The 17,714-nt window shown below is 74.4% G+C and carries 13 protein-coding genes; 5 read left to right on the top strand and 8 right to left on the bottom strand.

The genetic code is table 11. The features are described 5' to 3' along the window. Window positions 1-6 precede the first annotated feature (6 nt). The 3 genes from ACFVZH_RS35220 to ACFVZH_RS35210 are packed head-to-tail and all read right to left on the bottom strand — an operon-like array spanning window position 7 to window position 3,102. Complete coding sequence (locus ACFVZH_RS35220; protein WP_384903948.1) at window positions 7-1,371, bottom strand: glycosyltransferase 87 family protein; 1,365 nt, start codon at window positions 1,369-1,371, stop codon at window positions 7-9. A gap of 11 nt (window positions 1,372-1,382) precedes the next feature. Further along, a complete protein-coding gene (locus tag ACFVZH_RS35215; RefSeq protein ID WP_384903946.1) occupies window positions 1,383-2,201 on the bottom strand; it encodes an ABC transporter ATP-binding protein in 819 nt (272 codons plus the stop codon). Beyond that, entirely contained in the window at window positions 2,194-3,102 is a 909-nt protein-coding gene (locus tag ACFVZH_RS35210; protein WP_384903944.1) for an ABC transporter permease, read from the bottom strand. The genes ACFVZH_RS35215 and ACFVZH_RS35210 overlap by 8 nt, the downstream gene beginning before the upstream one ends. A gap of 167 nt (window positions 3,103-3,269) precedes the next feature. Between ACFVZH_RS35210 and ACFVZH_RS35205 the strand changes: the two genes are divergently transcribed. Continuing rightward, window positions 3,270-3,869 (top strand): TetR/AcrR family transcriptional regulator, encoded by a 600-nt coding sequence (locus tag ACFVZH_RS35205; protein WP_384903942.1) that lies wholly within the window; start codon window positions 3,270-3,272, stop codon window positions 3,867-3,869. A gap of 15 nt (window positions 3,870-3,884) precedes the next feature. Here ACFVZH_RS35205 and ACFVZH_RS35200 read toward each other — a convergent pair whose 3' ends face one another. From ACFVZH_RS35200 to ACFVZH_RS35185, 4 genes are all read right to left on the bottom strand, one after another. Continuing rightward, window positions 3,885-4,736, bottom strand: a complete 852-nt coding sequence (locus ACFVZH_RS35200; RefSeq protein WP_384903940.1) for a carbohydrate ABC transporter permease — start codon at window positions 4,734-4,736, stop codon at window positions 3,885-3,887. Next, window positions 4,733-6,031, bottom strand: a complete 1,299-nt coding sequence (locus ACFVZH_RS35195; RefSeq protein ID WP_384903937.1) for a carbohydrate ABC transporter permease — start codon at window positions 6,029-6,031, stop codon at window positions 4,733-4,735. The genes ACFVZH_RS35200 and ACFVZH_RS35195 overlap by 4 nt, the downstream gene beginning before the upstream one ends. 7 nt (window positions 6,032-6,038) lie before the next feature. Beyond that, window positions 6,039-7,394, bottom strand: coding sequence for an ABC transporter substrate-binding protein (locus ACFVZH_RS35190; protein ID WP_384903935.1), 1,356 nt, complete (start codon window positions 7,392-7,394; stop codon window positions 6,039-6,041). A 123-nt stretch (window positions 7,395-7,517) separates the two neighbouring features. Then, the gene (locus tag ACFVZH_RS35185; protein ID WP_384903933.1) at window positions 7,518-11,303 is read right to left on the bottom strand and encodes an FHA domain-containing protein; all 3,786 of its coding nucleotides are present in this window, start codon (window positions 11,301-11,303) and stop codon (window positions 7,518-7,520) included. Window positions 11,304-11,785: 482 nt separating this feature from the next. Between ACFVZH_RS35185 and ACFVZH_RS35180 the strand changes: the two genes are divergently transcribed. The 4 genes from ACFVZH_RS35180 (at window position 11,786) to ACFVZH_RS35165 (ending at window position 17,225) form a co-directional block, all read left to right on the top strand. After that, window positions 11,786-13,537, top strand: coding sequence for a protein kinase (locus ACFVZH_RS35180; protein WP_384903931.1), 1,752 nt, complete (start codon window positions 11,786-11,788; stop codon window positions 13,535-13,537). 106 nt (window positions 13,538-13,643) lie between these two features. Beyond that, window positions 13,644-14,876 (top strand): serine/threonine-protein kinase, encoded by a 1,233-nt coding sequence (locus tag ACFVZH_RS35175; RefSeq protein WP_384903929.1) that lies wholly within the window; start codon window positions 13,644-13,646, stop codon window positions 14,874-14,876. A gap of 36 nt (window positions 14,877-14,912) precedes the next feature. Further along, entirely contained in the window at window positions 14,913-16,016 is a 1,104-nt protein-coding gene (gene prfB, locus ACFVZH_RS35170; RefSeq protein WP_384903927.1) for a peptide chain release factor 2, read from the top strand. Window positions 16,017-16,394: 378 nt separating this feature from the next. Further along, window positions 16,395-17,225, top strand: coding sequence for a hypothetical protein (locus tag ACFVZH_RS35165; protein WP_384903925.1), 831 nt, complete (start codon window positions 16,395-16,397; stop codon window positions 17,223-17,225). 94 nt (window positions 17,226-17,319) lie between these two features. On the opposite strand, the gene ACFVZH_RS35160 is transcribed toward ACFVZH_RS35165, so the two are convergent. Further along, window positions 17,320-17,502: a hypothetical protein gene (locus ACFVZH_RS35160; RefSeq protein WP_351782936.1), complete on the bottom strand. Its 183-nt coding sequence runs from the start codon at window positions 17,500-17,502 to the stop codon at window positions 17,320-17,322. Window positions 17,503-17,714 lie beyond the last annotated feature (212 nt).

Below are 17,714 nucleotides of genomic sequence, written 5' to 3'. Positions count from 1 at the left end.
GCCCGCTCAGGCGGCCCGCTCCGCAGGCCCGGTGACCGTGGAGGTCCAGAGGCGGCGGGCGGCGAGCAGGGTGGCGGCCAGGAGGAGGGCGTTGCGGAGGAGCATGACGGTGAGGCCGGTGGGGGTGCCGGCGACGACGTCGGCGTACAGGACGGGGTAGGCGAGGGAGCTGAGCGCGGCCGCGGGGAGCAGCAGCAGGGCGACGGGGCGCATCACGGTGTGGCGGGAGGTCAGGCAGACGGCGGCGAGGCCGATCAGCCAGATCATGTACTGGGGGCTGATCACCCGGCTGGTGGCGGTGAAGAGCAGGACGGCCGTGAAGGCCGCGTCGAGGGGGGTGGCCGCGGTCCAGTGGCGGGCGCGGACGCGCCAGAGCAGCAGCCAGCCGAAGGCGGCGACGGTGAGCAGCAGGGCGAGGTGGCCGATGCTGGAGACGTACGGGCCGACGTACTCGAAGGCGCCGTAGCGGAACTCGACCCGGCCCGGCCAGACGCCGGCGGCCCGGACCGCGGCGAGGGCCGTGCCGCCCAGGGACTCGATCTGGATGCCGCGGCTGCCCTGCTGGCGCAGGAAGCCGAGGGACTCGGAGAAGAAGAGCGCGAGGGTGGCGAGGAGGGCGAGGGCGGTCACGGCGGCGGCGGTCCACGCCTCGCGGGTGGTACGGCCCCGGGGTGTGCCGATCAGCGTGAGCACCGGCCAGACCTTGACCATCGCGCCGATTCCGGCGAGCGCCCCGCCGAGCTGGTGGGCGGCGGTCGAGCGGGCGCCGAGCGCGAGGAGCGCGAGGACGGCGAGGGCGGTGGTCTGGACGTCGTACCGGGCGAGCGGCAGGTGGAGGAGGAGCGGGAGGCCGCAGACCCAGATCCAGGCGCCGTGGGTGAGGCGCGCGCTGTCCGCGCGGGCGAGGGCGAGGGCGACGACCGCGTCGGCGAGGAGCGTGAGGGTGACGAACGCCTGGAAGTACGTGAGCCAGGGCAGGATGCCCGGCGACATGATCACCAGGCCCGCGCCGGGCGGGTACTGCCAGGTGGCGTCGCCGGGCGGGAAGGTGCCCTGGGCGAACTGGCCGTACCAGTGCTCGTAGAGGGCGACCTCGCGGCCCACCCCGCCGATGCCGAGGCTGTCGCGGAGGAGCAGCAGGACCATGCCGGCCCGGGTGAGGAGCCAGACGGCGGCGAGGGCGAGGTAGGGGCCGCGGCCGACGGTGACGAAGGTGGCGGAGGTGAAGGTGTCCGAGTCGAAGGGGGACTTGGTCAGGGCGGGGGGCTCACTGCCGGCCCGGGGCGGGACCGGCGGTTCGCCGGCGGCCCGGGGCGGTACGGGCGGTTCGCTGTCGGCCCGGGGTGGCGACTGAGGGTGATCGTTCGTCATCCCACCGCACTTTAGCCCGCAATGTCCTGTTTGCTCGGTGTCCTCGCCTCCGGCTTGGCCGTGAACTCCTCGTACGCCGCCACCACCTCCTTCGCCGGGCCGTCCATCCGCAGCGTCCCCGCCTCCAGCCACAGGGCCCGCTCGCAGGTCTCCGTGATCGTGGAGTTCGAGTGGCTGACCAGGAAGACCGTGCCCGCCTCCGCCCGCAGCTCGTCGATCCGCCGCTGGCTGCGGCGGCGGAAGCGCGCGTCGCCGGTCGACAGGGCCTCGTCGATGAGGAGGACGTCGTGGCTCTTGGCGGCGGCGATGGAGAAGCGCAGCCGGGCGCCCATCCCGGAGGAGTACGTCCGCATGGGGCGGGAGATCGCGTCGTCCTTCTCGTTGATGCCGGAGAAGTCGACGATGCCGTCGTAGCGCTCGCGCACCTCGGTGCGGCTCATGCCCATCGCGAGACCGCCCAGGAGCACGTTCCGCTCGCCGGTCAGATCGTTCATCAGGGCCGCGTTGACGCCGAGCAGGGACGGCCGGCCCTGGGTGTAGACCTGGCCCGCGCTGACGGGCTGGAGGCCCGCGATGGCCTTCAGGAGGGTGGATTTCCCGGATCCGTTCGAACCGATCAGGCCAATCGCCTCGCCCCGGTACGCGACGAAGCTGACGCCCCGCACCGCGTGGACCCGGCGGCCGGCCGGAGCCGTACGGCCGCGGCGGAGCATCCGGCCGAGCGCGGCCGTGGCGTTGCCCCGGCCGCCGGGGTGGGCGCCGCCGTGGACGGTGTACGTGATGTGGACGCCGTCCGCCACGACCGTCGGGGTCTTCCGTTCCTCAGCCACGGCCGTACGTCTCCTCTGCCTTCCAGAACCAGATGAAACCGCCGCCGAAGGCCAGCAGGGCCCAGCCGGCGGCCAGCGCCCAGACGTGCGGCGGCAGCTGCGCCGAGGTGTAGCTCTCGATCAGGGCGAACCGCATGAGGTCGATGTAGACCGCCGCCGGATTGCACTGGAGGGCCAGCGTCACGGCCGCCGGGAAGCGGCCGCTGCCCGCCAGGCTCTGGATCGACCACATGACGCCCGACGCGTACATCCAGGTGCGGAGCACGAACGGCATCAGCTGGCTGATGTCCGGGGTGCGGGCCGCCATCCGGGCCAGGACGAGCGCCACGCCGGTGTTGAACAGGGCCTGGCACGCGAGCGCGGGGACCGCGAGCAGCCAGCTCCAGGTGGGGAACTCGCCGAACGAGAACAGGATCGCGACCAGCGCGGCGAGCGACAGCAGCAGCTGCTGGAGCTGCTGGAGCGCGAGCGAGACCGGCAGGCTGGCGCGCGGGAAGTGCAGGGCGCGGACCAGGCCCAGGTTGCCGCTGATCGCCCGGGTGCCGGCCATGACCGTGTCGGAGGTGAACGTCCACACGAAGATGCCGGTGATCAGGAAGGGGACGTAGTCCGGGACGCCGTGCTTGGCGTTCATCAGGACGCCGAAGATCGCGTAGTACACGGCCGCGTTGAGGAGAGGGGTCATCACCTGCCAGACCTGGCCGAGGCGCGCCTGGCTGTACTGGGCGGTCAGGCGGGCCGTCGCGAACGCGGCGATGAAGTCGCGTCGGGACCAGAGCTGCCTGACGTAGGCGGGGAGCGAGGGGCGGGCGCCGCTGACGGTGAGGCCGTGGCGGAGGGCGAGCGCGCGCAGATCCTCCTCGGGGGCCTGCTGCGGAGGTGGGGCGAGGGTCGTGGTCACGGGCGGGCGCTTTCGGCGAGGGGGCTCCCGATGGTGCTCCCGGTGGGCGGGGTGTCGGTGACGACGGGACGGGTCCGTATCGTCGCGTCGCTGGGAGGAGCGTAGGCCGCGGGCACGTCGGAACGCAACCGTATCGTCGTAACGTGGGCGTTGGTTAGGATGCCGTCATGACCGATCCGACCCCCCGCCGCGCCCCCGCCGGAGCCGCCGTACTCCGCGAGGACGTGACCGAGGCCATCCGCGCCGCCGTCTTCGAGGAGCTCGCGGCCGTCGGCTACGCCCGGATGTCCATCGAGGGCATCGCGCGCCGCGCGGGCGTCGGCAAGACCGCCGTCTACCGGCGCTGGAAGTCCAAGCTCTCCCTGGTCCTCGACCTCGTCGGCGCCTTCGCCGCCCAGGGCCTGCCCGCACCCGCCACCGGCTCCCTCCACGGCGACGTGCGCGCGCTCCTCCAAGTGGCCTCGCACGCCCTGCGCCACCCGGTCGCCTCGCAGGTCATCCCCGAGCTCCTCGTCGAGGCCGCCCGGCACCCCGAGATCGCCGAGACCGTCACCTCCACACTGCTCGACGGCCAGCAGGGTGTGGTCACCCGGATCGTCCACGAGGCCGTCGCCCGCGGCGAACTCCCCGAGGGCACCGACCCCGCCCGCGCCCTCGACCTGATCGTCGGACCGCTCTACTGGCGGCTCGCCGTCGTCCGCACGCCCCCGCCGCCGGGGTACGCGGACGACCTCGCGCGCGCGGCGGTGGCGGCGCTCCGCGCGTGACCCGCCGGGGCCGGCCTACTTGACCGCGCCCGCCATCACCCCGGACGCGAACTGGCGCTGGAAGGCGAAGAACACCAGCAGCGGCACCACCATCGACAGGAACGCGCCCGGCGCGAGCACGTCCACGTTGTTGCCGAACTGGCGTACCTGCTGCTGGAGCGCCACCGTGATCGGCGGCGACTGCGAGTCCGCGAAGATCAGCGCGATCAGCATGTCGTTCCAGACCCACAGGAACTGGAAGATCCCCAGCGAGGCGATCGCGGGACCGCCGAGGGGCAGCACCACCCGGGTGAAGAGCCGGATCTCGCCGGCCCCGTCCAGCCGCCCCGCCTCCAGGAGCTCGCGCGGGATCTCCGCGAAGAAGTTCCGCAGCAGGAAGATCGCGAACGGCAGGCCGAACGCCGTGTGGAAGAGGACGACCCCGAGCGTCGTCTCGAACAGCCCGACCGCGCCGAACAGCTTCGACACCGGGACCAGCGCGACCTGCACCGGCACCACGAGCAGCGCCACCACGCCGAGGAACCACCAGTCGCGGCCGGGGAACTCCAGCCAGGCGAACGCGTACCCGGCGAACGATCCGAGGACGAGCACGAGGAGCGTCGCCGGAACGGTGATCAGGACGGTGGAGAGCAGCGAGCCGGTGATCGTCTCGTTCGCCAGGAGGTGCGCGTAGTTCTCGGTGGTCAGCCGGGCCGGGGCCGTGAACACCTGCCACCAGCCGCCCGCCGCGATGTCGGCGGGCGAGCGGAGCGAGGAGACCAGCAGCCCGGCCGTGGGCAGCAGCCAGAACAGCCCGGCCAGGACGAGGAAGACGCGGACCGCGCCGGAGGCGGCCCCGGCGGCGATCCGGGAGGCGGGCGACGTCATCGGCGGGTCTCCCTTCGTATGCGGCGGATGTTGACCGCCATCACCGGCAGGACGAGGAGGAGCAGGACGACCGCGATCGCCGAGCCCACCCCGAGGTCCGCGTCCGTGCCGAAGGACGAGCGGTACAGCTGGAGCGCGAGCACGTTCGCGTCGTCCTGGGCCGAGCCCGGCGCGATCACGAAGACCAGGTCGAAGACCTTGAGGACGTTGATCATCAGCGTGACGAGGACGACCGCGAGGACCGGGGCCAGGAGCGGCACCGTGATCCGGCGGAACACCTGCCACTCGTTCGCCCCGTCCACCCGCGCCGCTTCGAGCAGCTCGCGCGGCACCGCCGCGAGCCCGGCCCCGATCAGCACCATCGCGAACCCGGCCCACATCCACACGTACGCCCCGATGACGGCCGGGGTGACGAGCGAGGGCCCCAGCCACTCCACGCCGTCGTACTGCTCGCGGAAGTTGCTCGCGGGCAGGCGCAGGACGGCGCCGTCGGCGCGGTCGGCGGGCAGCGAGAAGGTGCCGTCGGCCGCCGCCGTGGCCGTGGCCACCACCTTCCCGTCCCGTACGGCCTCGATCCGCAGGCCCGCCAGACCCTGTTCGGCCGGGTCGACCGTGTTCGGCCGCCCGCCGCCGCCCCGGGTGAAGTCCAGCCACGCGGTTCCGGTGATCGCGCCCGCGGGCGGCGGAGCGGGCTCGCGGGCCGGCCGGGCCTCCTGCGGCATCCGCCCCGGAGCCACCCCGATCAGCGGCAGCCGTACGGGCTCCCCGGCGCGGACCGGTTCCTTGGTGACGAACGCGCCGCCGCCCGCCGCCTTCAGCGGGTGCACCGGCAGCGGCCGGGCCCGCGGGAAGCCGGACGCCTCGGCGAACGTGTCGTGGACCCCGACCCAGACGGCGTTCGCGACCCCGCGGTCCGGGTCCTGTTCGTAGACGAGCCGGAAGATGATCCCGGCGGCCAGCATCGAGATCGCCATCGGCATGAAGACGACCAGCTTGAACGCCGTGCCCCAGCGGACGCGTTCGGTGAGCACCGCGAAGACCAGACCGAGCGCGGTCGCCACGGCCGGCGCCACGACCAGCCAGATCAGGTTGTTGCGGACGGCGGTGCGGAGCGAGTCGTCGGTGACGAGGGAGAGGTAGTTGTCCAGGCCGACGAAGGAGGTCCCGGCGCGGTCGAAGAGCGAGCGCTGGACGGAGTACCCGATCGGGTAGACGACCAGCGCACCGAGCAGGAGCAGGGCGGGGAGCAGGAACCCCGCCGCCACCGTCCTGCTCGTGCGGGTGACCCTCGGCATGCCGGCCTCAGCCCTTCGCGGCGGCCCGGTACGCCTTCGCCGCGTCCGCCTCCAGGCGCGCCTGCGTCCCGGCGACGTCCTTCGGGTTCTTCAGGAAGTCCTGGAGGGCCTTCCACTCGCCCTTGCCGGGGGTGCCGCCGAACGACTGCGGCATCTGGTCCGACATGTCGAAGCGGAAGTCGTCGCCGGCGCCGATGAGCGCCTTCGCGATCTCGCGCTGGACGTCGTTCGGGTACGCGGCCGGGTCCAGGTTCTTGTTCGGGGAGAGGAAACCGCCCTCGGCCGCCCAGATCCTCGCCGCGTCCGGGGAGGCGAGGAAGGCGAGCAGCGCGTGCGCGCCCTTGGTGTCCTTGAGGGCCACGGCCGCGTCGCCGGCCGTCACCACCGGGGCGGTGCCGGCGCCGACGGTCGGGAACGGGAAGACCTTCGCGTCCGTCCCGATCTTCGCCTCGGTCTGGGCGATGTTGACGGCGGCGAAGTCGCCCTCGAAGACCATCGCCCCCTTGGGCTGGTCGCCGCCCGTGAACGTCTGCGTGACCGACACCGGGTACTCCGTCTGCAGGGCGCCACTCGTGCCGCCCGCGATCAGCGCCGGCTTGCCGAACAGTTCCGCGAGGGTGTTCAGGGCCGCGGCGACGGACGGGTCCGTCCACTTGATCGTGTGCTTCGCCAACTGGTCGTACTTGGCCGGACCCGCCTGCGAGAGGTAGATGTTCTCGAACCAGTCGGTGAGGGTCCAGCCGTCCGCGCCGCCCACCGAAACGGGCGTGACGCCGGACGCCGAGATCGTCTCCGCGGTGGCGAGGAAGTCCTTCCAGGTCTTCGGCTCGGACGCGCCCGCGTTCTCGAAGACGGCGGTGTTGTACCAGACCAGGGACTTGTTGGCGGCCTTGAAGTACACCCCGTACTGGGTGCCGTCCACCGCCCCCAGCTCCTGCCAGCCGCGGGAGTAGTTCGCGGCCAGCTGCGCCTCGGCCTCCGGGCCCACCGGCTTGAGCCACTTCTGGGCGGCGGCCTGCTGGATCGCGCCCACCTGCGGAAGCATCGCCACGTCCGGCGGCGAGCCGCCCGCGATTTTCGTCCCGAGGAAGTTCACGATCGGGTCCTGGGCGGGCACGAACGTGACCGTCGCCCCGGTGCGCTTCTCGAACTCCCGCAGCACCTTGGTGAAGTTCTCCTGCTCGGGGCCCGTCCAGACGGCGGCGACCTCGATCTTCTCGCCCTTGAGCGGCAGTTCGCCGCCCGCCGTCGGCCCCGGATCCTTACCGGCCTCGCCGCCACAGGCCGCGAGGGCGAGTGCGGTGAGCGCCGTGAGCGCCGTCATGGTCACTGCGGCCTTGCGTGGACGAAGAGTTGTACGCATCGCTGCCCCGTCTCTCCCGTGCGCGTCGCTGTCCCGTGCCGACAGGTCTACGCCGGGCGGCGAGGCCCCGCAATACCGCCTCCCGCGTCAAGTGGACGATCGTTGCCGCCTCGTGACGTCCCGTCAGCCGTGCGTCGCAGGGGCCAGCGGGGCCACCGGCGTCGCCTCGACCGAGCGGGCCGCCCGGTCGAGCGCGCTCGCCAGAAGGGCCAGGTCCGTCGGACCGTTGCCCAGCTCGCGGACCGGTCGGCGGGTGGGCGGGTCGCCCATCCGCTCCCACTCCAGCGGGACGACCGTCGGGCGCAGCGTCCCCGTCCGGGGGATCCGGCCCGTGACCCGGCCCGCCTGGAACGGGGTCACCCGGCCGTCCGGATGACCGAGGCGGCCCCGCCCGGCCGCCGGCACGTCCGGCCCCGCGACCGCCGGAGGCATGTCGAGCACGATCCGCAGCCGGGCCCCGTGGGCCAGCTCCGTGTCGGCCGTACGGTCCGGGCGCGCCGAGGTCGCGACGAGGTGCACCCCGAGCCGCTCGCCGTTCCGCGCGACCGCCTCCAGGGCCCGCACGACCGAGCCCGCGGCCGGCCGGCCGGGCGCGCCGAGCGCCGGTGCGACCAGCGCGTCGAAGTCGTCCACCAGCACCACCAGCCGCGGCAGCTGTCCGGCCCCCGCCACTCTCGCCGGAGCCTGCTCCCCCGACGCGGGCCGCGGAATCCGGCCCCCTGCCGCCTCCGCCCCCGGATGGGGGACCCGGCCACTGGTCCGGCCGGTGATGTCGTCGGCGCCGGTCCGGGAGACTCGGCCGCTCGGGTGGTCGGTGAGGTCTCCGTCGTTCGTACGGAGGGTCCGGCTGCTCGGCCGGTCGTCGAGGGACCCGCCGTCCCGCCGGGGCAGCCGCCCACTGGGCGTGTCCGCGAGGAAGGCGTCCCCGCCCGGCCGCGTCCGGCCGCCGGCCCGCTCGTCGGGCGACCCGTCACCGGCACGGGCCGCACGGCCGCCGGGACGGTCGCCGAGGTCTCCGGCACCCGGGTACGCGGCCCGGCCGCCGAGGTCGCCGTCGCCGGTACGGGTCACACGGCCACTGGGGCGGTCGGTGAGGTCGCCGTCGCCGGTGCGCAGGGTGCGGCTGCTGGGGCGGCCGCCGAGGTCTCCCGTGCCCGGGTACGGGAGGCGGCCGCCACGGCTGCTGGGGAGGGAGCCTATGGAGCCGTCGCCGGTGCGCAGGGTGCGGCCGCTCAGGCGGTCCGTGAGGTCGCCCGTGTCGGGGACGCGGACGGTCGCGCGGGCGGTCTGGGGCAAGGACTCGGCGGCGCTGGGGGAGCGCTGGCCGATCAGCCGCTCGGCGGGGGACGCGGAGCGGGCGCCGCGGCGGTCCGCGAAGTGGCCGTCGCCGAGGAGCTCCGCCCGGCGCTTCAGTTCGGCGCCGAGCGCCTGCGCGAACTCCCGCATCCGGACCGGGTCCGAGGCGACCAGGTGCTCGGTGACGTGCGGCAGCTCCGTACAGGCCGCGAGACCTTCGCCGCGCTCGCCGCCCGCACCGTCCACGAGGAGCAGGCCGAGCCGGTCGGGGCGGCCGCCGGCCGCGAGGGAGGCGGCGATCGAGCGGAGCAGCTCGGTCCGCCCGCTGCCCGCGGGCCCCTCGATCAGCAGGTGCGGGCCCTCCTGGGTGAGGTCCACCGCCAGCGGGCCGCGCGGTCCGGCGCCCAGCACGGCCGTCCCGTCGCCGGCCGAGGCCCAGCGGGCCATCAGGGAGGCGGGGGTGGCCCGGGCGAGTCCGAGTTCGTCGAGGAGGCGGGCCGACGGGGGCAGCGCGGCGGCCCGGCCGTACGGCGCCGCCGCGCTCTCCGTCCGCAGGGGGGCGAGGGCGCGCCCGAACCGCTCGGCCCACGCGACGGAGACCGCGTCGACCACGCCGACGGTGCCGTGGCCCGCGACCCGCCCGTCGGCGGTGCGCAGCAGCCGCAGCGCCGTCGCCACGTCGCCGCTGAGCAGTGCGAAGGCCCCGCACTCGCGGAACGCCAGGGACGCGGCGCACGCGGCCTCGTACGTGGCGGCCACCGGCGATTCCGGGGTGGCCGAGGGCGCCTCGGCCAGGCACAGGAGGTGGATTCCGGCCGCCGGGCCGACCCCCGCGAGCCGCGCGACCGTCTCGCGCAGCGCCGCCGAACCGGGGTCGCCGTCCACGACCACGACCGTCGTCGGTCCGTCGTGGCGGGCCGCGGCCTCGGCGACGGAGGCGCGGTCGGCGCTCGGCCAGCCGGGGCCGAGCGGGCCGTCGTCGAGGCGCCGGGTCAGCTCCGCCGTACGGGCCTGCGCCTGCTCGCGGTCGTACGCCAGGAGCAGCCGGCAGTCCTGGCCGTGGGCCGGCCGGACGTGCGGGAGCCAGCCGAGCCAGCCCCAGGCGCGGCGCCGCTCCTCCAGGGAGCGGTTCCGGTCGGCGCTGATCAGCACGATCTCCAGGTCGGCGGGGGAGTGCAGGGCGGCGAGCTGGGCGACGACCGAGCGGGCGAGTCCGGCCAGCCGGGCTGCGGGGCCCGCCAGGCCGAGGGAACCGGCCTCGCGCAGCCCGACGGTGACCGGCACGCCGGACAGCTCGGCACGGTCCGTGGTGCCGAGCCGGACCACCAGCGCCTCGGGGTGGCCGGCCGCCCGCTCCCAGAGCCGGGGCCCGGGGCCGAGGGCGGTGAGCAGGACGGTGGCGGGGTCGGGCCAGGTGTCCGCCACCGGCTCGGCGTCGGGGGCGCCCGCGCGCGTGCCGGTGCCGGGCCGGGTGCCGGCGTGGGTGTCGGGGACGGGGCCGGTGGCGGCGGGGGCCGGCAGCTCCTCGCGCCCGCTCGTCAGGCGTCGGGCCCACGCGCCGAGCCCGCGCTTGCCGCCCGCCCGGCCGGAGCCGGCCTGCGGGGTCTCACGGCCGCGGGTCTGCCGGGTCCTGCTGTGCGCCTCGCCACCGTCGTCGTGGCCCTCGGCGGGCTCTCCCGCGCGCGCGTGGCCGCGGTCGCCGGGGCCGGTGCCGTACGGATCGGGGTACCGGTCGGCGGGGTCGGCGTACGGGTCCGGGTGCCGGTCGTCGCGGTCGTGGGGGGCGTAGGGGTTCGTCCCGCCGGCCGCGTCGCCGAGGACGGCGCCGCGCGCGCCGCCGTGGGTCGTGTCGCCGGTGGTGGCGTCCGCGGGGCGGCCGGGAGCCGCGCCGGGGCCGGCGGCCCGTCCCGCGCGGTGGCCGTGGGCCGGTCCGTCGGCGGTGTCGTGGCCGTCCGTGCCGTGGGCGACCCGCAGGTGGCCCTCGCCGTCCGGGGCCGTCGCCACCGTGTCCGTGCCGCCGGGGGCGCCGCCGGGGCCGGTCAGGCGGAGGGCGGACTCGCCGAGCCGCAGCAGGGCGCCGGGGCGGAGCCGGACGGGGCGGTCGCCGACGGGCACGCCGTCGAGGGTCGTCCCGTTGGTCGAGCCCAGGTCGGCGACGGTGACCCGGCCGCTCTCCCCGACGGTCACCGTGCAGTGCGCGCGGGAGACGTCGGGGTCGTCGAGCGGGACGTCCGCGTCGACGGAACGGCCGATTCTGATCGCTCCGCCGTGCAGCAGGTGCACCCCGCCGGCGTCCGGGCCCTCGACCACGTGCAGGCGGGCGGAGGCGGCCTCGCCGACCCGGTCGTCCGGACCGGGGAGCTGGAGGGAGAGGACGGCGCCGTCGACGAGCGGCGGTTCGCCGAGGACGCAGCGCCGGCCGTCGAGCCGCTCCGCGCCCGCGTAGAGCACGGCCGTGCCCGAGGCCGAGGTGTCGGGGCCGGTGACGGCGGCGGCCAGCTGGGAGGCGACGGCGGCGAGCGCCGTGCCCGCGGGGGCCGTGACGAGCACGTCGCAGGCGCGCCCGGCGCCGTGGCCGGCGTACGGCGCGAGGACGGTCAGCCGGATCTGCATCGCCGTCAGCGGTCCCTTCTGCGCGAGATGCCCGGCAGGGGAACCGCCCTGTGACTCCCCCCACCCGGCACGGACGCGTCGTCCGGTACAGGTCGGCACGGCGCGGGGGCTCCCGACCCCACCGATGCGACGTGCTGGAGGCATCCTCGCACCTGCCGCCGACAACGCGCCCCCGGGTCGGCAACAAGTGATCTTGAATGGTCGGCTGTGGACCGGAAAATGCCCGCATGAGCATCCCTTCGGGGCATGCGCGGCAACCGTCCCACCTCGTGGAGCGTCTTCTTCCGGACAAGTTCCGTTCGCTCCGGACCACCGGCGAGACTCGAACACCGCATCGGAATCCGCCTGTGGACGACCGGCCTGTGACCCGTTCGGCGGCACTAAAGTGGGTCGGACACCCGGACGGGTCACAACAGAGGACAGGGACCCCGGGGACATCACCAGGACCACCCCAGGACCACGATCAGCAGGGAGCGCGTGACGTGCGGCCTATCGGCAGCAAGTACCTGCTCGAGGAGCCGCTCGGCCGCGGCGCCACGGGCACCGTCTGGCGAGCCCGCCAGCGGGAGACGGCGGGCGCCGAGGCGGCCGTGGCCGGCCAGCCCGGCGAGACCGTGGCGATCAAGGTCCTCAAGGAGGAGCTGGCCAACGACGCGGACATCGTGATGCGCTTCCTGCGCGAGCGGTCCGTCCTGCTCCGGCTCACCCACCCGAACATCGTGCGCACCCGCGACCTGGTCGTCGAGGGCGATGTCCTCGCCCTCGTCATGGACCTCGTCGAGGGCCCGGACCTGCACCGGTACATCAGGGAGAGCGGCCCGCTCACCCCGGTCGCCGCCTCCCTCCTGACGGCCCAGATCGCCGACGCGCTCGCCGCCAGCCACGCCGACGGCGTCGTCCACCGCGACCTCAAGCCGGCCAACGTCCTGCTCGCCGAGCAGGGCGGCCAGATGCACCCGATGCTCACCGACTTCGGCATCGCGCGCCTCGCGGACTCCCCGGGCCTGACCCGCACCCACGAATTCGTCGGCACGCCCGCGTACGTGGCGCCGGAGTCCGCCGAGGGCCGCCCGCAGACCTCCGCCGTCGACATCTACGGTGCGGGCATCCTGCTCTACGAGCTCGTCACCGGCCGGCCCCCGTTCGCCGGAGGCACCGCCCTCGAGGTCCTCCACCGGCACCTCAGCGAGGAGCCGCGCCGCCCCTCGACCGTGCCCGGACCCCTGTGGACGGTCATAGAGCGCTGCCTCAGCAAGGACCCGGACCGGCGTCCGAGCGCCGAGAACCTCGCCCGCGGCCTGCGCGCGGTCGCCGCCGGCATCGGCGTGCACGCCACGCCCGCCCAGATCGAGGCCGCGGAGGGCGTCGGCGCGCTCCTCGCCCCCGATCCGGCGCCCGCTCCGGTCCCGGAGACCCCGGGCGCCCAGGCCCCGGGGGCCGCGGACCCCACCCAGGTGCTGCCCACCGGCGCCGGGATGCCCCCGCGCTACGACCCCGCCGGGGCGACCAGCGTCATGCCGACCGGCGGGCCGGCGGGCGCCGCCGATCCGACGGCCGTGATGCCCCCCGTGCCGCCGCAGCCGCCGCAGGGCGCGCAGGCCGAGGAGCCGCACCCCTGGCAGAGCCAACTGCGCGCGGCCCGCGACCGCAACGAGCAGACCCAGGTGCAGTACCTGGACCCGAGCCAGGACCCGCTGCGCCGGCGCCCGCAGCGGCAGCAGCCCCCGCAGGACGGCCGCCCCGGCGCGTACGGCCAGCAGCCTCCGCAGGACGGGCGGCAGCCCGGCGCGTACGGCCAGCAGCCCCCACAGGCGTACGGACAGCAGCGCCCCGCCCCGCAGCGGCCCGCGCCCCAGCAGTACCCCCAGCAGCACCAGCCGCAGCAGTACGCGCCGCCGCCGCCCCCGCAGCAGCAGTACGCGCCGCCCCAGCAGCAGTACCAGCCGCCGCAGCCGCCGCCCCAGGCTCCGGCGCCGCGCGAGCCGCGCCCGCCGCGTCAGCGCAGCGCCAACCCGGTGCGGATCCCCGGCCTCGGCTGCCTCAAGGGCTGCCTGGTCATGATCGTCCTCTTCGTCGTGGCCGGCTGGCTCGTCTGGGATCTCACCCCGCTCCAGGACTGGGTCGCCCAGGGCAAGGGCTACTGGGAAGCGATCGGCGACGGGATCTCCTCGTTCACCGACTGGGTCTCCAGCCTGGGTGACAGCGGGGGTACTACCGGCGGTACGGGACAGTAATGCTGCCGATTTATCGACTTCCGAGGGGTGATTTCCCCTCGGAGGTCGAGACCGGCGCCCGCGGACGCGTAGCTTTGGCGTAACCGCAGCCGCTGAGGGAGCAGTCTTGGCACGGAACATCGGCAGCCGCTACACCGCCCACCAGATCCTCGGGCGGGGCAGCGCCGGAACGGTGTGGCTCGGCGAGGGGCCCGAAGGGCCCGTCGCCGTCAAACTGCTGCGCGAGGACCTGGCCTCCGACCAGGAGCTCGTCGGCCGCTTCGTCCAGGAGCGGACCGCGCTCCTGGGCCTTGACCACCCCCGCGTGGTCAAGGTCCGCGACCTCGTCGTCGACGGCAACGACCTCGCCCTCGTCATGGACCTGGTCCGCGGCACCGACCTGCGCACCCGCCTCGACCGGGAGCGGCGCCTCGCCCCCGAGGCGGCCGTCGCGATCACCCTCGACGTCGCCGAGGCCCTCGCCGCCGCGCACGCCGCCGGGGTCGTCCACCGGGACGTCAAGCCCGAGAACATCCTGCTGGACATGGAGGGCCCGCTCGGGCCCGGCGGTGCCCACCCCGCCCTCCTCACCGACTTCGGCGTCGCCAAGCTCATCGACACCCCCGGCCGCACCAAGGCGACCCGGATCATCGGCACCCCCGACTACCTCGCCCCCGAGATCGTCGAGGGCCTCCCGCCCCGCGCCGCCGTCGACATCTACGCCCTCGCGACCGTCCTGTACGAGCTGCTCGCCGGCTTCACCCCGTTCGGCGGCGGCCACCCGGGCGCCGTGCTGCGCCGCCACGTCACCGAGACCGTCGTCCCGCTGCCCGGCATCCCCGAGGAGCTGTGGCAGCTCATCGTGCAGTGCCTCGCGAAGGCCCCGGCCTCCCGGCTGCGCGCCTCCGAGCTCGCCACCCGCCTCAGGGACGTCCTGCCGCTGCTCAAGGGCATCCCGCCGCTCGACGTGGACGAGCCGGACGCGGAACCGGCGCCGGAGCCGTACGAGGAGGACGCGTACGCCACCGCCCCGGGCGCCGGTGAACCCGGGCCGCGCCGGGCCGCCGTCCCCCTCGTCCCGGGCGCCTCCGCCGACTCCAACCGCGACACCCACACCTCGATGCGGGTCCCCGCCCCCGATGAGCTCTCCGGCGGCCCCCTCGGCACCGCCCGCGCCCCGCGACCGGCGGGCGCCCGCCGCCCCGGCTCGGCCCGGCACAAGGCGGGCGCCGTCCGCAAGCGCCGGATCACGCTCGCCGTCGCGGCGGTCGTGGTCGCGCTCGGGGCCGGCGGCTACCTCGCGGTCGCCGGGGACGGGGACGCCCCGCCGCAGGACTCCAAGCAGTCCTCCCAGCCGTAGGTTCGGCTCCAGGCCCGGAGCCGTTACGCTGGACGCGTGGCAGTCGTCGATGTATCCGAAGAGCTGAAGTCCCTCTCCTCGACCATGGGGTCGATCGAGGCCGTCCTGGACCTCGAGAAGCTGAGGGCCGACATCGCCGTGCTCGAAGAGCAGGCCGCGGCCCCGTCCCTGTGGGACGACCCGGAGGCGGCGCAGAAGATCACGAGCAAGCTTTCGCACCTCCAGGCCGAGGTCCGCAAGGCCGAGACCCTGCGCGGGCGCATCGACGACCTCGCGGTGCTCTTCGAGCTCGCGGAGGAGATGGACGACCCGGACACCCTCGCCGAGGCCGAGACGGAGCTCGTCTCCGTCCGCAAGGCCCTCGACGAGATGGAGGTCCGCACCCTCCTCTCCGGCGAGTACGACGAGCGCGAGGCCCTGGTCAACATCCGGGCCGAGGCCGGCGGTGTCGACGCCTCCGACTTCGCCGAGCGGCTCCAGCGCATGTACCTGCGCTGGGCGGAGCGCCACGGCTACTCGACCGAGATCTACGAGACCTCGTACGCGGAAGAGGCCGGCATCAAGTCGACCACCTTCGTGGTGAAGGCCCCGTACGCCTACGGCACGCTCTCCGTCGAGCAGGGCACCCACCGCCTGGTCCGCATCTCGCCCTTCGACAACCAGGGCCGCCGCCAGACCTCCTTCGCCGGTGTCGAGATCCTGCCGGTCGTCGAGTCCTCCGACCACGTCGAGATCGACGAGTCCGAGCTGCGCATCGACGTCTACCGCGCCTCCGGCCCCGGCGGCCAGGGCGTCAACACGACCGACTCGGCCGTGCGCATCACGCACCTCCCGACCGGCATCGTCGTCTCCTGCCAGAACGAGCGCTCCCAGATCCAGAACAAGGCGAGCGCGATGAACGTCCTCCAGGCCAAGCTGCTGGAGCGTCAGCGCCAGGAGGAGCGGGCCCGGATGGACGCCCTCAAGGACAGCGGCAGCTCCTGGGGCAACCAGATGCGCTCGTACGTCCTCCACCCGTACCAGATGGTCAAGGACCTCCGTACGGAGTTCGAGGTCGGCAACCCGCAGGCCGTCCTGGACGGCGAGATCGACGGCTTCCTCGAAGCGGGCATCCGCTGGCGCAAGCAGCAGGACAAGTAACCACGGCTCCACGCGTCCGGGCCCCGCACCTCTTCGGTGCGGGGCCCGGCGCCGTTCCGCACCCGCGCGCGTTCGCTGACGCAAGCAGACGAGGGGCCGTCGGGACGCTTTGTCGACAAGGGAACTGGTCTCCCGGAGCCCGTAGTTCAGGGTTTACGTCACAGTTGCATCATGGCATCTCGGTCACCTGGTGATCTTTCGGGCATCGCACGCGCAACGACCTTGACGCCTCATCGGAAACTCGGAAGGGTGACGTACTGGCATGCGCTTTCCTGGGACGCGTGTGATCGGGGGCCGGTCCAGTCGTGACATCGCCCCTGCTGCGCGGGCCCCGAGCGCTGCCCCATGACGAGATGAGCTACTGGGGGTAGCAGCCAGATGACGAACAAGACGCGGATCCGCCTGGTGCGGGTCGCGGCCGGCGCCGTGATCATCGCCGGTGCGTCCCTGACGGCGGCCGGTGCCGCGCAGGCCGTGGGTGGACTCGGCTCGGAGACGAACCAGTCCCAGGACGTGGGCCTCGGTATCCAGTCCGAAGGCGAGACGGACGGCGGCGGCGACAGCCTCGGCCAGATCTCCGGTGGCGCGAGCGCCGACGGTGGCACCACGACCGACGGTGGCACGACGACCGACGGTGGCACCACCACGGACGGTGGCACGACCACCGACGGTGGCACCACGACCGACGGTGGCACGACCACCGACGGCGGCACCACCACGGACGGTGGCACGACCACCGACGGCGGCACCACGACCAACGGCGGCAACTCGTCGAACGGCGGCAACTCGTCGTCCAACGGCGGGAACTCGTCGAGCGGTTCGAGCTCCGGCTCGAACGGCAACAGCGGTTCGAACGGCAACGGCAACGGCGGCAACTCCGCCACCGGTGGCTCGTCCAGCACCGGCGGCTCGTCGGCCACCGGCGGTTCCACCTCCACCACCGGTGGCGGTTCGTCGACCGACGGCGGCGCCGGCACCTGCACCGTCGACCTCGACGGCGCCGAGTGCGTCGACACCGACAACAACAACCCGGACACCAACAACGCCGGCTCGCAGCCCGTGCAGCAGGGCCAGGCGAAGGAGGAGCTCGCCGAGACCGGCGCGGCCGAGACCTCGTTCCTGGTCATCGGTGCCGCGACCATGATCGCCGGCGGCATCGGCTTCCGCATGCTGCCGCGTCTCGTCGCCGGTGGCCGCACCGCCGCCTGACGTACCCGCGTACGCGCATGACGAAGGGCCGGGGAGTTCGCTCCCCGGCCCTTCGTGTGGTTCCGGCTCGTATGGGCTCCGCGCGCCCTCCGGATCAGACCGTCCGGACCGCCGCGAGCAGTGCGATCGCCGCGAGCAGCGCGACAGCCAGCGTCAGCAGCATCGCGGGGGACGGACCCTGGGGGGTCAGACGCTCCCGGTTCGCGCGGCAGACGGGGCAGCGGCCCTCGGCGACCGGGGCCGCGCAGTTGGCGCACACCAGTCGGTCGTAGGTCATGCGCTCTCCTCCTCCCGCACTGGGGTACACAACAGGACAACGTCCGGTGGGACCCGGACGTTCCCTCTACCACTGTGCCAGCTCTGCGGCGTTTCGGCGCGCCCCGCCGGTACGTCCGAGGCTGTCGCACGACTTCTCCCGTCCGGGAGTCAAGAGCGCGATTTTGCGGTGCCGGCGAGGAGTTTGCTGAGGTTGTGGACGGTGCCGAGGAG

Source organism: Streptomyces sp. NPDC059534, from assembly GCF_042743475.1.
Classification (GTDB): domain Bacteria; phylum Actinomycetota; class Actinomycetes; order Streptomycetales; family Streptomycetaceae; genus Streptomyces.
This window is presented reverse-complemented; position numbering and strand designations above follow the sequence as displayed.